Here is a 16,248-nt window from a genome sequence, read left to right on the forward strand (position 1 = left end):
ATTTACCTATAAACAAAGGAGTTAACCTCGAGAAAGGTAACTCCTTTTTGCTGTGAATAGTCCCCACCTATCCCTTAATAGACAGGCTACGCAGTACAATGCGTAAGGTTGTTAGATTATGTAAGATAGAGAGATTTGAAGGACTGAGCCAGTTAAACAAGCCAAAGCCAATCAAACTACTATTTACGACAACGGTATCTTGAATATTCTTCTTAATGAGTGTTTGCAAAGATGATGATAGCGAATCCAATTCTTGGAAGAAATCCAAACGATTATCTAACAATAAGATATCACTCATCTGCTTAGAAATATCTGCACTCTCATTCATCACCACACCGATATCTGATAGGGTTAGAGCCGCTGAGTCATTCAATCCATCTCCAACCATCAAAATAGTGTGACCTGCTTTCTGCAGTTCCTCTACTAACTCAAATTTCCCATCAGGTTTCAAGTCTGTATATACCTGATCAAAGGGCAAATCTTTGACTAATTCCTCTGTCCTAACCGAGGTATCCCCTGTTGCCAGAATCAATTTTTTCCCCTGTGCCTTAAGTTTATCCAAGGCTGTTTTTGCTTCTTTTCTCAAAGGAGTATGAATGCAGAACATTCCAATCAATTCATTCTGATAAGCCAAGAATAAGAGATTGTAGTGACTCTTGTACTCTTCAATTAAAGCATTTTGTTCTGAACTGATATGAATCTGCTCATCCTGCATCAAGACATAATTCCCAATAAGAACTGGTTGGCCATCTATATGAGATTTGATCCCCTTGCTTGCGATATATTGGAGTTTCCCATGCATTTCCTCATGTTCAATTCCCTCTATCTCAGCTTGCTTGACGATGGCATTAGCAATAGGATGATAAATGTGTTCCTCAAGACAGGCACTGATTCTGAGAATATCTTCCTCACTATAGTCCCCAAAAGGTAACACCTTGTCAACTATCGGATAGCTAGTTGTGATTGTTCCCGTCTTATCAAACAAGAAAGTATCAACTTCCAGATATTTCTCCAAAACATCTCCATCCTTAATCACCATTTCACGGTTCAACCCCTCCTTGATAGCTGTTAAATAAGCTACAGGAGTAGAGATTTTCAAAGCGCAGGAGAAATCGACCAATAGGAAAGAAATAGCCTTAGAAAAAGAACCTGTCAATAGGTAAGTCAGCCCAGCCCCCAAGAAATTATATTTGACGACTTTGTCCGCCATTTTGATGAAATAGCGTTGTTTCGTTTTCTTGTTTTCTTCAGATTTCTTCATCAACTCAATCAGTTGTAAAACCCGGCTGTTCATCTGATTATCGGTTACACGAATGCGTAACTCTCCAGTTTCTAATACTGTATTTGCACAAACCAAATCAGACTCTCTTTTTTCAACTGGAAAACTCTCTCCCGTCAAGGAACTTTCGTTGACCATACCTAAACCTGAAACTACTTGTCCATCAAACAGAATTTCATTTCCTTGAGATAAGACCAAAACATCTCCTATTTGAACATCGGAACTCTTGATACTAACAACCGTATCGCCCTGTACTAGGAATACATCGCTCTCTTTTGCAAGAAGACTCTGTTCTAAATCTGTTGCAGTTTTTTTCAAGGACCACTGATCTAAATGATTCCCCAAATCAAGCATAAACATGATGTTGCTCGCTGTCTTGGATTGATTCATGAACAAGGATAATAAAATAGCCGAACAGTCCAAAACCTCCATCGTTAGTTCCTTACGCGCTAGGGTCTGATAAGCTTCTTTGACATACCCCAGAGCCTGATAACAAGTCCATATATAGCGAATAGGAGACGGTACAAGACTACGAAAAAGCACACGCTTAATCGCTGCACCTGAAACAATAGAATAGGCACTATCTTCTCTACGAATGGGAAGAGTCATCAACTCAGAAACTTTCCCTTTATCAATTCTTTTTAAAAAGGCTTCTGCATTGTCTAATACGGAGAAGCCTTCTTTTATACGTAGAGTAAAGTGCTGTTGATCCATGTAAAACTGGATAGACTCAATTCCCTTTTCATCTCTCGCCAAGGAACGAAGATAGTCTTGAATATCCAAGGTAAGTGAAAAAGAAGATGATAGTCGGATATGTTGATATCCTCTATATAGCACTTTAAAAGACATATTATTCTCCTATCAGGCTATCTAATTGTTCTTCTTTTTTCTCTTGCTCGTACAAATATTTAGCATCTTGCAAGACATCGTCTCCATGTTGCTTCACAACAGAAACAGATGCATCTAGCTCATCTTTCAACTTGTAAGCCTTAGCCAAAGCTTTAGAATAACCTTTTTTAGCTTCCTTACTTGCTAAGATTTTCAAACCAAGGGTTCCAAATGCAACACCACCTAAAAAGAGTGATGATTTTTTCGCAACTTTTGCGACAGTCAATACTTCTTTTAACATACTTATTTCCTCCTTATCATTATTATATAGCAATTTAGATATAAAAGCAATTTCATTCTATAAATTGGAGAATTAATTTTATTTCTACTGAATCTCCCATCTACTTATTCCTAAGGTTGCTTTCATTTGCCTCTTTTGATACACTTAAACTATGAATACAAACCTCAAACCAAAACTTCAACGCTTTGCTTCTGCTAGTTCCTTTTCCTGCCCCATCTGCCAAGAAGATCTCACCTTGGTAGAGTCTAGCCTCAAGTGTAGCAACCGCCATTCTTTTGATTTGGCAAAATTCGGCTATGTCAATCTGGCACCGCAAATCAAACAATCCACCAACTACGACAAGGAAAATTTTCAAAACCGTCAACAAATCCTAGAAGCTGGTTTTTATCAAACTATTTTCGAGGCAATATCTGACTTGCTAGCAAACTCAGAAAGCGCCAAAACAATTTTAGACATCGGTTGTGGCGAAGGGTTTTACTCTCGCAAACTACAAGAAAGTCACTCTGATAAAACCTTCTATGCTTTTGATATTTCCAAAGATTCCGTCCAAATCGCTGCTAAGAGCGAACCCAACTGGGCAGTCAATTGGTTTGTTGGTGATCTAGCTCGTCTTCCTATAAAAGACGCTAGTATGGATATCCTGCTCGATATCTTCTCGCCTGCCAATTATGGAGAATTTCGCCGCGTTCTATCCCAAAACGGTATCTTAATCAAGGTCATCCCAACCGAAAATCACCTCAAAGAAATCCGCCAAATGGTGCAAGACCAACTGACAAAGAAGGATTATTCCAACCAAGATATCAAGGAACATTTCCAGGAACACTTCAGTATCCAAGCTCATCAAATAGCCTCCCTGACCAAACCCATCACAGCTGAGCAACGCCAAGCACTGCTCAGTATGACTCCGCTACTCTTTCATGTTGACCTGACCAAGATTGACTGGAGCCAACTGACTGAGATTACCATTGAAGCAGAGATTCTAGTTGGGAAAGTACGGTAAACCAATCTTTCAGATAAGACAAAATCCGCACCTCAATAAAAGGTGCGGATTTGATTTTTGAAAAAAATAGTGAGTCAACTATTTCCATTTTTGTTTTAAACCAATTTCTCCCACTTGAGATTTTCTTTACTAACTGCATCTTGAATGGCGTTTGAAAACTCCCCTTTGATTTCCGCGTCGATTTGATTATTAACGAAATCAATCTCTTCCTTCGTCTTTGTACCTATTTCCTTCGCTTCTTTGTCAAATTTCTCAATAATCCGAGCTATAGCCCGTTTTTTAGCCGGAACATACAAGGTTTTTATGATGTCTTTTTCTAATTTCTTCTCAATTTCACTATAGGCTTCAAAAGAGCGTAACTGATCCATCCCCCAGTCATAAGCCCCGTGTATAGCACCCTCTACTTCTCTCACGCCTGGAATATGCTCCCTAGCAAAATCATTGATACCAGAAATTCCATTACCGATGTTGTCCATTGTGTCTGAAGCAAAGTCATAAATTCCAGTACCAACATCCTCAAAAAATCCCATCCGTTTCCCTCCTATTTTTCATCTGTCTGACATGCTCTTAGTTCACTAGAAAGTTGTTCAATAACTGCCTCTTGCTTTCGACACTTTTTCTTATAGCTATCTTCTAAGTCGTCATACTTTCTTTCTAGTTCGTATTGCCGAGTTTTAAACTCCTCTTCATTCACCATCCTATATCGGCGAATAGTCTCCACTGCAGCATCCAGCATATCCTCAGTCGCATCCGGCATTTTTGAATATGCTGATAAAACAATGGAATGCTTTTCGTCAAATTTTTGGTCTAAACCTCTATAAAAATCTCCCAAAAAATTCCACTTAGTGTCCAACTCATTCTTTGACTGTCGATATTCATCGTCTATCTTGTAGAGTTCTTCTTGAGCATCCACTAATTTAGATCTAATCTTACTCCACTTATCCATGGGCAATTAATCCTTGTAATTCTGTATCTTTCTGAACGGTTTGTTCAATTCCTGCCTTTATTTTTGTCTCCAAATTTGTAAATGAAGTAGCTACCGTCTTCGCGGTCTTTTTAACAGTTCGACAATGACTATCTACCGCTTCAACAATAGTTCCATAGTTAATATTAGATTCATTGTAAGTCGCTCTGACTTCATCAGAAGATAGAAGAAAACCGAATGGTACATCTCCGAGGCTTTTATACACAGTCAGAGCTTTATCGACTGCACTTGTCCCTTTGGCACCTATCAAATCAACCGTTGCACTGGAAGTAGCGGATAATCCGCTAGCAACAACCAGAGCCTGCTCTGAGTCCAGCGCGATGAGTTCTGCCTTGGACAAGCCATTTGGAGAAGCAGTACCGATGTCATTGACTTTAAAGAGATCTTTTTTAATCTGCACACTTTTTAAGCCTTGCTCTGTATTTCTTTTAATGTTGTCCATCGCAATCGTATACTTGATATCTCCAGCGACCGCCCGCAAATCCTCCATCATGTGACCACCTGAATGGGGGATGACATACTCCTTACCCACATAAACTCCACCGACTAGATCAGATATATTATTCAGAGGATCTTTCTTTGTCGTAATGCGAGTGATATTTCCTGTAAACTGAGCTATATCCCTCTTTATCTCAAATATGTTGCTTGTGAAAGGGACTGCTAAAGAAGGAATATAGAGAGGCGCTGCATTGTAGACAATGGTTTTCGGAACGTTGTATTTTAGAGCGACACGCTGAGCAATATTCCCACCCAAGGAGTGGCCTGTCAAGATAACATCTTCTGGATTTAAGCCGTTCTCTTTCATGACTTTTTCATAAAATTGATAGGCTGGACCGTAATGGTGACCCGTCCCAAAGGCGATACTGAGCCCATCTGTCATGACTGCATCATTTACCGAGTCACTATCAAGATTAGTCCCTGTAAAAGCAATGATGGTTTTGCCACTTGGCTTATCTTTAAAGGCAACCCCGCTCGTCCCTGTCGCAGGATCACGAAAGCTGGACACATATGTGAAATTTAGGGGTTTGATTTTCTTTTCGGTGTCAGAATACTTATCCAATACTTCGCGATCTGTTGCTCCATCTATCCTAGCTTTTTCAAATTCATAGGACAAATCCGAAGCATCTAGTGTCGGATTTGTCCCGTCTAGAACTGTATAGCCTTTATTATCACTCATATTTTTACCTCGCAGTGCTTCTCTACACAAATTTATTACTTTTGCCGAAATATAACTTTAGTAACCTTCAATTAATTCTGTATGAGAGTTATGATCATCTTTAATATCTAAAGTATAACTATAAGCCTTATTTTCAACGGTCTCATGCATGATATAAATAATCATTTTTAATTCTTTAGCCTGCTCCACTCCCATGTAGGTGTTCAAAATTGGATCCGTGAGAGTGTATACAATATCTGCACTCCCAGTCCCACTATTATAACTTTTACGAACTATATCCAGATCTGATAATTTATCTTTGTTTATAGTAAATCTCTGTAGCAATAACACAGAATTCTTAATTTTAAAATTCGCATTTGGATCTTTTAATTGAATTTTACCATCTTGATAAATGACTTCACCCTTATATACAAACCTTTCACTACGCTTCTCATCTTGATCAAAACTAACTTGTTTCTCTGATATTGTACCTGAAATCTGTCTAGTTTGAGAATTTCCATTTAAACTGATTGATTGGAGTTTATACCCACTTTCTTCATATTCGTATAAATCCTTTGAGGTAATCTGAAACCCCTCCGGAAACTTTTCAAATAAGTCTTCCAGGTTCTCTGTCGGATAGACCTTGCTGAGCTCAGCGGCCTTCCCTTCAATAAATTGTCGACTACTCTTCCCACTACATCCAGCTAACATCATCATTCCAAGCCCTCCTAATAACATCATCATTGCAATTTTTTTAAACATGGATTGCTCCCCCTTCTCAGAATCCAAGATAGTAACTTTATTATACCAGTTTTAAGGTTCTGATTCAATCTAAGCGCCAATCAAATGATTCAAATGATGGTTTTTCCACTTGTCTCATCTTTAAAGGCAACCCCACTCGTCCCTGTCTCAGGATCACGAAAACTGGATAGATATGTGAAATTCAGGGGCTTAATTTTATATTCTTCTTCGAAATATAGACTATCAACATCTTCATTAGTCGCACCATTAATTCTGGCCTTTTCGAATTCGTAGGACAAATCCGAAGCATCAAGTGTTGGATTAGTCCCGTCTAACACTGTATAAAGTTCATTAGCCATTTACTTTACCCCCCACTGATAATCTCCGCATGTGTATTTTGCCCATCTTGAATTTCTAAAGTATAGCTATAGGTCTTATTTTCAACAGTACCAGACATGATATAAATTACCATTTTTAATTCTTTATCCTGCTCTACTCCCATGTAGGTATTTAAAATTGGATCTGTTAAAATGTAGTCAATATCTGCGCTCCCAGTTTCAACACTATAACCTTTTCCTCCCATTTTTAATTTCGACAGAGTATTTCTATTGATTGTAAATTCTTGGAGCAATAGTTTAGGATTCTTTATCGTTACATTTGCCTGAGGATCCATCAATTGAATCATTCCATCTTTATAAACCACTCCACCTTCATAGAGTACATCTTCCTTTCGTTTTTTATTCTTATCTATGCTGACTTTTTTCTCCTTAAAAATTCCTCTAACCACTTTATTCTCAGCATCACCCTTTAGTTCAATAGATTGATAAAAATAACCTTCCCCTTCTTTATAATCATAAATATCGTCGCTAAAAATACCAAACCCATCCGGAAACTTGTCAAACAAGTCCTCCAAATTCTCCGTCGGGTAGACCTTACTGAGCTCAGCGGCTTTCCCTTCGATAAATTGTCGACTACTCTTTAGACTACATCCAGCTAGCACCATCATTCCAACCCCTCCTACTAACATCATCATTGCAATTTTTTTAAACATGGATTGCCCTCCTCTCAGAATCCAAGATAGGCACTTCATTATACCAATTTTAAGGTTTTGATTCAATCTAAGCGCCAATCAAATGATTCAAATAATGGTTTTTCCACTTGTTTCATCTCTAAAGGCAACCCCACTAGTCCCTGTCGCAGAATCACGAAAGCTGGATAAATATGTGAAATTTAGGGGTTTGATTTTATTTTCTTCTTTAAAGTATCGACTGTCAACGTCTTCATCAGTTGCCCCTTTAATTCTTGCTTTTTCAAATTCATAAGACAAATCTGAAGCATCCAGTGTCGGATTCGTCCCATCCAAAACAGTATATTCTTTATAATCGCTCATTACTAATCCTTTTCTAGTTTTCCAACAATGCCTTCTGCATGATAAAGATTATCATTTCTAAAAATGATGGAATATCCATAACTTTTACCTGATATTGTTGGTTCAAAAATATTGATACCCATATTAATTTGAGCATCATTCTCTAAGCCCAAATAAGTATTGACTTGTTCATTTTTAAGCTTATAGGTGATGCTGGCAGAACCCGTCTCAAAACTATAGCCTTTCCGAACTACTTCTAGACTTTTTAAACTCGACCTTGAAATAAGAAAATCTTGCATTAAAAGACGGGAATGTTTTAAGTCACCTTTCTCTTTATTTTTTGAAGAATTTCCCTCTGATAAATGTAGACTTCCATCTTTGTAGTAGACATGTCCTTGATATAAAATTTCTTCTTCAATTTTCCCATCTGAATTTTCAAATGAGCTTTCTTTGGTAATTTCTCCTTTTATTTCTTTAGTCTCAGAAATGCCATTTAAAACTAGCTGATAACTAATTGAAGGAGAGTCTTCACTATCCTCACTAATATCTGTTATACGAATCTGAAATCCATCCGGAAACTTTTCAAACAAGTTTTCCAGATTCTCCGTTGGATAGACCTTGCTGAGCTCTGAGGCTTTCCCTTCAATAAATTGTCGACTACTCTTTAGACTACAGCCAGCTAGAGTCAACAATGCTACTCCCAAAAGTACTGCTATCAGCACTAATTTTTTCCTCATAAATTCCTCCATCAATCATTATAAAGTTTATATTTCTTTTCCTTGTAACCACTAAATAATTCCGAATGAGAATTATGCCCATCTTTGATATCTAAAGTATAGCTATAAGCCTTATTTTCAACAGTCCCAGACATGATATAAAAAATCATTTTTAATTCTTTATCCTGCTCAACTCTCATGTAGTTGTTTAAAATTGGATCCGTTAAAATGTAATCAATATCTGCGCTCCCAGTTTCAAAACTATAGCTTTTTCTCCCCATTTTTAGTTTCGACAGAGTCTTTCTATTGATTGTAAATTCTTGGAGCAATAGTTTAGGATTTTTTATCGTTGCATTTGCCTGAGGATCCATCAATTGAATCCTTCCATCTTTATAAACTACTCCACCTTCATAGATTTTTTCTTCAGTCGGAGCCTTTGTTCCATTCGATGTTACCTTCTCACTAACAATAGTTCCTATTATCTGTTTAGTTTCTCCATCTCCTCTCAATTTTACAGATTGGAACATATAACCCTCCTCTTTATAATCGTAAAGGTCTTCACTCCAAATACTAAACCCTCCCGGAAACTTTTCAAACAGGTCTTCTAGATTCTCTGTTGGATAGACCTTGCTGAGCTCAGCGGCTTTCCCTTCAATAAATCTTCGACTACTTTTTGTAAAGCAACCAGTTAGTGACAATACTGCCACTCCTAAAAGTACTGCTGTCAGCGCTCGTTTTTTCATCATAAATTCCTCTCTTCTTTATCCGATTCAGTCTAATTAACAATAGTATACCTGTTTTTCCTCTGTTGTGCTAGCGTTTTACCGGTATGGAGGCTCTTCTATTAAAGTCCCTACTTTTTTCTATCAAAAAAACGCACCTTTTTAAGATGCGTTGTTTTATAGTCTCGTGCAAAGAATCTTAGTTCAAGTGCCAGATGTCTTCGTTGTACTGAGCGATTGTACGGTCAGATGAGAAGAATCCTGCTTTGGCAATGTTAACGATGACTTTATCCAACCATGCGTCACGGTCTTCGTAGTCAGCCAACATTTGCTCTTTCACCTTTATGTAGTCTTCCAAGTCAAGGAGAGTCATGAACCAGTCTTTGTTGATTAATTCGTTGTAAAGACGCTCCAAGCGTTCTTTCTTACCTACTGCAAGAACAGCGTCGCTGACGATGAAGTCAACCAATGGTTTGATGGCTTCACGAGCGTAGAATTCGCTTGATTTGTAAGCTGCTTTTGCGTAAAGGTCGATAACAGTTTCAGAATCTTCACCGAAGATGTAGATGTTTTCGTCGCCAACCAATTCAGCGATTTCCACGTTAGCACCGTCCATAGTACCGAGAGTCAAAGCTCCGTTCAACATGAATTTCATGTTACCAGTACCTGAAGCTTCTTTGGAAGCAAGTGAGATTTGTTCTGAGATATCACATGCTGGGATAAGGAAGCTTGCTGCAGTAACGTTGTAGTTTTCAACCATAACCACTTGCAAGTGTGGAGCTACTGCTGGATCATTTGCAATCACTTCTGACAAGCAAAGGATCAAGTGGATGATATCTTGGGCAATTGTGTAGGCAGGAGCTGCTTTACCACCAAAGAATACTGTAATTGGACGAGCAGGGATGTTACCAGCCTTGATGTCAAGGTATTTGTGAATCACATACAAAGCGTTCATTTGTTGGCGTTTGTACTCGTGGAGACGTTTGATTTGGATATCAAAGATAGAGTTTGTATTGATTTCCACACCTTGGTGTTCTTTCAAGTGACGAGCCAATTTACGTTTGTTGTGAGCTTTGATGCTTTCCAATTTTTCTTTGACAGCAGCTTTGTCTTCGTAAGACAAGAGTTTTTCAAGCTCATCCGCTTCATGGTGCCATCCCTCTCCAATAATCTCATCCAAGTAGTGAGATAGTCTTGGGTTGGCATGCATGAGCCAACGACGGAATGTGATACCGTTTGTTTTGTTGTTGAATTTTTCTGGGTAGATGTCGTAGAATGCCTTCAACTCTGAGTTCTTCAAGATTTCAGTGTGGAGTGCTGCTACCCCGTTAACACTGTATCCGTAGTGGATATCCATGTGAGCCATGTGTACACGGTCGTTTTCATCAATGATTTGAACAGCTGGGTCTTTGTATTCTGCTTTCACACGACGGTCCAATTCTTTGATGATTGGTACCAAGTGAGGAACCACTTCTTCCAAGAATTCAAGAGGCCATTTTTCAAGGGCTTCAGCAAGGATGGTGTGGTTAGTGTAGGCAGTCATGCTACGAACGATAGAGATTGCTTCGTCAAGCTCGATACCACGCGCAGTCAAAAGACGAATCAATTCAGGGATAACCATTGATGGGTGAGTATCGTTGATTTGTACAACTGCGTAGTCCGCAAGGTCATGCAAGTTGCTTCCTTTTTCGATTGCTTCGTCGATGATCAATTGCGCACCGTTTGAAACCATGAAGTATTGTTGGAAGATACGGAGCAATTCACCTTGCTTGTCGCTGTCGTCTGGATAAAGGAAGAGTGTCAAGTTGCGAACGATATCTGTCTTGTCAAAGTCGATACCATCTTTGATGATAGAAGAATCAACTGAATCCAAGTCAAACAAACGCAAGCGGTTCTTAGTTTCTGTCTTGTAACCAGGTACATCGATATCGTAAAGAGTAGATGTCAATGTGAAGTGTGCAAATGGCACTTGGTAGCTACGGCTTGAGCGAACCAACCAGTTTTGCTCAGTCAACCAAGCGTTAGGAATAGTTTCTTGTTGGTTGTTTTTAAGAACTTGTTGGAAAAGACCGAAGTGATAGTTCAAACCAACACCGTCACCGTTCAAGCCAAGTGTAGCGATTGAGTCGATAAAGCAGGCTGCCAAACGTCCCAAACCACCGTTACCAAGTGATGGTTCCAATTCCACTTCTTCGATTTCGATTAACTCTTTACCTGCAGCTGCAAGTTCTTTCTTCACATCGTCATAAAGACCAAGGTTGATCAAGTTGTTTGACAAGAGTTTACCAATCAAGAACTCAGCTGAAATGTAGTAAACTTTTTTCTTACCAGTGTTGACTGGTTTTTGACTGCTAGCAAGCTTGCTGTAGTTGAGAAGAGCAAGGTAAAGCTCTTCATTGCTACATTCTGCGATAGATTTATTGTAACGCTTTTGTACAAATTCGTTTAATGGTAACATGTTTATGTGTCTCCTGATAATGTCTTATTTCTTTAATTCTACCAAATTTTCATTGATTCGGCGATAAATTGTAGTCAAGTCAAGCAAAGTTTCTTCAACAGCTGGTGTCAATTGATCTTCAGTCATACGCCAAGACCAGTTTCCACCAAGGGTAGATGGGAAGTTCATACGAGCTGACTCATCTAGTTCTAGCAAGTCTTGCATGGTTGCAATAGCCATGAAGCTAACTGATGAAAAGACTGTACGAAGCATAGCGTGTGGCACTGTTTCGTATTCTTTACGGTTAGTGTAGCGAGCCATGTACTCACGTGTCGCATCATCGATCTCGTTACGGTACCAACCAAGGACCGTATTATTATCGTGTGTTCCTGTGTACATAACAGAGTTGGCAGGCGCCAAGTGTGGGCTATCGATACTTTCATCTTCTGGGTTGAAGGCAAATTGAAGAATCTTCATTCCTGGGAAGCCAGTGTGTTCACGTAACTCGATGACTTCATCTGTCATGAAACCAAGGTCTTCTGCGATGATGTTTAGCTCACCAAGCTCTTCCTTAACGGCTGCGAAGAGTTTGTACCCTGGACCTTTCACCCATTTACCTGGGGCCGCTGTATCGGAACCAGCAGGGATTTCCCAGTAAGATTCAAAGCCACGGAAGTGGTCGATACGAACAATGTTGTAGATTTTGAAGCTTTCACGCAAGCGTTCAACCCACCATTTGTAACCGTCTTTGTCCATTGCTTCCCAGTCATAGATTGGGTTACCCCAAAGCTGACCAGTAGCAGAAAACTCATCTGGTGGACATCCAGCGATGCAAGTCGCCTTGCCACTAGCATCTGTCTTAAAGAGATGTGGATTTGCCCACATGTCGCTTGAATCTTCCGCAACATAGATTGGCATATCTCCAACAATTTCGATGTGGTTATCGTTAGCATAGGCTTTCAATTTTAACCATTGTTGGAAGAAGAAGTATTGAGTCACACGGTGGTAAACCAACTTGTCTGCCAATTTCTCACGGTAGCTTTCAAGTGCTGAAGCTTTACGAGCACGAGCATCTGCATCTGGCCATTCTGTCCAAGCAAGATTGTCAAAATGCTCTTTGATAGCCATATATTCTGCGAAGAGTTCGAGCCATGATTGGTTGTCTTGAGCAAACTTCTCAAAATCTTTGACATCACCCACTTCCAAGAAGCGTTTGACTGCTTTTTCTAAAAGTGGACGACGTGCGTAATAAATCTTCGCATAGTCAACTTCAGATGCATCGTTACCAAAGTCAACACCTTTAAGATCACTGGCTTCGAGCAAGCCTTGCTCTACCAAGATATCAAGGTCGATAAAATGCGTATTCCCAGCAAAGGCTGAGAATGATTGGTATGGAGAATCTCCATAGCTTGTTGTCCCAAGAGGGAGGATTTGCCAGTAACGTTGCTTCGTACGAACCAAGAAATCAACGAAATCATAAGCAGTCTGGCCAAATGATCCAATCCCGTATGCTCCTGGCAGAGAAGAGATGTGCATCAACACACCACTTTGACGTTTTTTCATAATAGCACCTCATGTGTTTGTTATAAAACGTTGCGCAATTAAGGCGCAAACGTTTGCGTTAATTTAAGTATAACGCATTTCAAAAACAAATGCAAGCGTTTTTAAAAAAATTTTTTGAATTATTTTAATCAAACAAAACTTGTTGCCACTGATATTTTATGAAATAAGCGAAAAAATTTTAAAGATTTTCTGATTTAAGATAATTCATTCCCAATATCTGCTCTATTTTCTGAAAAACCGAGCCGAATTTACGCAATCGTTTTCCTAATATATTTTCAATTCAAAAAAAACAAACATTTTAAGTTCTTTCCTATATATGGGCTTTAACAAATGTTTGAAACCTTAAAATTTTTTTAAAAAATTTCCTAAAAACGCTTGCAACCGTTTTCTATTTGTGCTATACTAAGTTCGTAAAAGAAAACGTTTGCGTTTTCTCATTAAATTATTTTTGTTATTCTTTAGGAGGAATACACTATGTCATCTAAATTCATGAAGAGCGCTGCTGTGCTCGGAACTGCTACTCTTGCTAGCTTACTTTTGGTAGCTTGCGGAAGCAAAACTGCTGATAAAGCAGCTGATACTAGCTCATCTGAAGCAAAAGAAATCACTTTCTACGTTGAAGACCAATACAAAGCCTACGCTGAAAAAGTTGCTGCAGCTTATGAAAAAGAATCAGGTACAAAAGTTAACATCAAATCAGGTGACCAACTTGGTGGACTTGACAAACTTTCACTTGACAACCAATCAGGTCAAGCTGCTGACGTTATGATGGCACCATACGACCGCGTAGGTAGCCTTGGTACTGACGGACAACTTTCAGAAGTTACTTTGAGCGACGGCGCTAAAACAGATGATAAAACTAAATCTCTTGTAACAGCTGCTGACGGTAAAGTTTACGGTGCTCCTGCCGTTATTGAGTCTCTTGTTATGTACTACAACAAAGACTTGATCAAAGAAGCTCCAAAAACTTTTGCTGAATTGGAAGAACTTGCTAAAGACAGCAAATACGCTTTCGCTGGTGAAGATGGCAAAACTACTGCATTCCTAGCTGACTGGACAAACTTCTACTACGCTTACGGACTTCTTGCTGGTAACGGTGGTTACGTATTCGGACAAAACGGTAAAGACGCTAAAGACATCGGTCTTGCAAACGACGGTTCTATCACTGGTGTCAACTACGCTAAATCTTGGTATGAAAAATGGCCTAAAGGTATGCAAGATACTGAAGGTGCTGCAAACTTGATCCAAACTCAATTCCAAGAAGGTAAAACAGCTGCTATCATCGACGGTCCTTGGAAAGCTCAAGCATTCAAAGATGCTAAAGTAAACTACGGTGTTGCTACTATTCCAACTCTTCCAAATGGTAAAGAATACACACCATTCGGTGGTGGTAAAGCTTGGATCATCCCATCAAGCACTAAGAACCTTGAAGCTGCACAAAAATTTGTAGACTTCCTTGTTTCAACTGAACAACAAAAAGCATTCTACGATGCAACTAACGAAATCCCAGCTAACACTGAAGCTCGTTCATACGCTGAAGGTAAAAACGATGAGTTGACAACAGCTGTTATCAAACAGTTCAAGAACGCTCAACCAATGCCAAACATTTCTCAAATGTCAGCTGTTTGGGATCCAGCTAAAACAATGCTCTTTGATGCTGTAAGTGGTAAAAAAGATGCTAAGACAGCTGCTAACGATGCTGTAACATTGATCAAAGAAACAATCAAACAAAAATTTGGTGAATAATTGAATTCGTTACAAGGGGGGAGAATACAAATCCCCCTTTGAATTTATCAATAAAAAAACATATATAGTTTAGTTTTTGATTAAAAACCAGTATCCTATGAAAGGAGTTATTATGGAAAAGCAACAACCTAGTAAAGCAGCCCTGCTGTCTATCATTCCTGGGTTAGGACAGATTTACAATAAACAAAAAGCCAAAGGTTTTATATTCCTTGGTGTAACTATCGTATTTGTTCTTTATTTCCTAGCACTTGCTGCGCCGGAATTGCACAATTTGATCACTCTTGGTGACAAGCCAGGTCGTGATAATTCCCTCTTTATGCTGATTCGTGGTGCCTTCCATTTAATCTTTGTAGTCGTTTATGTGCTCTTTTATTTCTCAAATATTAAAGATGCATATACAATCGCAAAACGTATTAACAATGGAATTCCTGTCCCACGTACTTTTAAAGATATGATCAAAGGTATTTATGAGAATGGATTCCCATACCTTTTGATTATCCCATCGTATGTAGCAATGACATTTGCAATTATCTTCCCAGTTATCGTAACCTTGATGATTGCCTTTACCAACTATGACTTCCAACACTTGCCACCAAACAAATTGTTGGACTGGGTTGGTTTGACTAACTTTACAAATATCTGGAGCTTAAGTACCTTCCGTTCAGCCTTCGGTGCGGTTCTTTCTTGGACCATCATCTGGGCCTTGTCTGCTTCTACTTTGCAGATTGTGATTGGTATCTTCACAGCGATCATTGCTAACCAACCATTTATCAAAGGAAAACGTATCTTTGGTGTTATTTTCCTTCTTCCTTGGGCTGTTCCAGCCTTCATCACTATCTTGACATTCTCAAACATGTTTAACGATAGTGTCGGAGCGATCAACACTCAAGTATTGCCTATCTTGGCTAAGGTCCTTCCTTTCCTTGACGGAGCGCTTATCCCTTGGAAAACAGACCCAACTTGGACTAAGATTGCCTTGATTATGATGCAAGGTTGGCTAGGATTCCCATACATCTACGTTTTGACTTTGGGTATCTTGCAGTCGATTCCTAACGACCTCTACGAAGCGGCTTACATCGATGGTGCCAATGCTTGGCAAAAATTCCGCAACATCACTTTCCCTATGATTTTGGCTGTTGCAGCTCCAACATTGATCAGCCAATACACCTTCAACTTTAACAACTTCTCTATCATGTACCTCTTCAACGGCGGAGGTCCTGGTAGCGTTGGTGGTGGAGCCGGTTCAACTGATATCTTGATCTCATGGATTTATCGTTTGACAACAGGTACATCTCCTCAATACTCTATGGCGGCAGCTGTTACCTTGATCATCTCTATCATTGTCATCTCTATCTCTATGATCGCATTCAAGAAACTACACGCATTTGATATGGAGGACGTCTAA

At 39.2% G+C, this 16,248-nt stretch carries 14 protein-coding genes and 2 pseudogenes; 3 read left to right on the forward strand and 13 right to left on the reverse strand.

The genetic code is table 11. The annotated features are described in order from the left end of the window. Nucleotides 1-67: 67 nt before the first annotated feature. Together DF216_RS04675 and DF216_RS04680 are read right to left on the reverse strand one after the other, a co-directional pair. Complete coding sequence (locus DF216_RS04675) at nt 68-2,128, reverse strand: heavy metal translocating P-type ATPase (RefSeq protein ID WP_125827620.1); 2,061 nt, start codon at nt 2,126-2,128, stop codon at nt 68-70. Between the two features lies 1 nt (nt 2,129). Beyond that, entirely contained in the window at nt 2,130-2,408 is a 279-nt protein-coding gene (locus tag DF216_RS04680) for a DUF6110 family protein (RefSeq protein WP_000910909.1), read from the reverse strand. A 151-nt stretch (nt 2,409-2,559) separates the two neighbouring features. Between DF216_RS04680 and DF216_RS04685 the strand changes: the two genes are divergently transcribed. Continuing rightward, a complete protein-coding gene (locus tag DF216_RS04685) occupies nt 2,560-3,408 on the forward strand; it encodes a putative RNA methyltransferase (protein ID WP_129326129.1) in 849 nt (282 codons plus the stop codon). Nucleotides 3,409-3,503: 95 nt separating this feature from the next. Here the strand turns inward: DF216_RS04685 and DF216_RS04690 are convergent, their stop codons facing one another. The 11 genes and pseudogenes from DF216_RS04690 to malQ form a co-directional block, all read right to left on the reverse strand. Then, nucleotides 3,504-3,938 (reverse strand): hypothetical protein, encoded by a 435-nt coding sequence (locus tag DF216_RS04690; RefSeq protein ID WP_061454183.1) that lies wholly within the window; start codon nt 3,936-3,938, stop codon nt 3,504-3,506. 11 nt (nt 3,939-3,949) lie between these two features. Beyond that, a complete protein-coding gene (locus tag DF216_RS04695; protein ID WP_061454184.1) occupies nt 3,950-4,354 on the reverse strand; it encodes a hypothetical protein in 405 nt (134 codons plus the stop codon). Then, entirely contained in the window at nt 4,347-5,570 is a 1,224-nt protein-coding gene (locus tag DF216_RS04700; RefSeq protein WP_061454185.1) for a hypothetical protein, read from the reverse strand. Before DF216_RS04700 ends, DF216_RS04695 begins: the two co-directional genes overlap by 8 nt. A gap of 57 nt (nt 5,571-5,627) precedes the next feature. Further along, nucleotides 5,628-6,311, reverse strand: coding sequence for a hypothetical protein (locus tag DF216_RS04705; RefSeq protein ID WP_061454186.1), 684 nt, complete (start codon nt 6,309-6,311; stop codon nt 5,628-5,630). A 92-nt stretch (nt 6,312-6,403) separates the two neighbouring features. Beyond that, nucleotides 6,404-6,649, reverse strand: a pseudogene (locus DF216_RS04710) (hypothetical protein); the annotation flags it as partial. Nucleotides 6,650-6,654: 5 nt separating this feature from the next. Beyond that, entirely contained in the window at nt 6,655-7,341 is a 687-nt protein-coding gene (locus DF216_RS04715) for a hypothetical protein (protein WP_061454188.1), read from the reverse strand. A gap of 90 nt (nt 7,342-7,431) precedes the next feature. Then, nucleotides 7,432-7,680, reverse strand: a pseudogene (locus DF216_RS04720) (hypothetical protein); the annotation flags it as partial. 2 nt (nt 7,681-7,682) lie between these two features. Next, the gene (locus tag DF216_RS04725; protein ID WP_061454189.1) at nt 7,683-8,396 is read right to left on the reverse strand and encodes a hypothetical protein; all 714 of its coding nucleotides are present in this window, start codon (nt 8,394-8,396) and stop codon (nt 7,683-7,685) included. 11 nt (nt 8,397-8,407) lie between these two features. Beyond that, nucleotides 8,408-9,121, reverse strand: a complete 714-nt coding sequence (locus DF216_RS04730; protein WP_061454190.1) for a hypothetical protein — start codon at nt 9,119-9,121, stop codon at nt 8,408-8,410. Between the two features lie 175 nt (nt 9,122-9,296). Further along, complete coding sequence (gene glgP, locus DF216_RS04735; protein WP_129326130.1) at nt 9,297-11,555, reverse strand: glycogen/starch/alpha-glucan family phosphorylase; 2,259 nt, start codon at nt 11,553-11,555, stop codon at nt 9,297-9,299. Between the two features lie 24 nt (nt 11,556-11,579). After that, entirely contained in the window at nt 11,580-13,097 is a 1,518-nt protein-coding gene (gene malQ / locus DF216_RS04740; protein WP_129326131.1) for a 4-alpha-glucanotransferase, read from the reverse strand. Between the two features lie 474 nt (nt 13,098-13,571). Between malQ and DF216_RS04745 the strand changes: the two genes are divergently transcribed. Beyond that, nucleotides 13,572-14,843, forward strand: a complete 1,272-nt coding sequence (locus DF216_RS04745) for an extracellular solute-binding protein (RefSeq protein WP_084938754.1) — start codon at nt 13,572-13,574, stop codon at nt 14,841-14,843. Nucleotides 14,844-14,955: 112 nt separating this feature from the next. Then, a complete protein-coding gene (locus tag DF216_RS04750) occupies nt 14,956-16,248 on the forward strand; it encodes a sugar ABC transporter permease (protein ID WP_000414951.1) in 1,293 nt (430 codons plus the stop codon).

The sequence above is a fragment of the Streptococcus oralis genome (assembly GCF_004127215.1).
Lineage (GTDB): Bacteria > Bacillota > Bacilli > Lactobacillales > Streptococcaceae > Streptococcus > Streptococcus oralis_BD.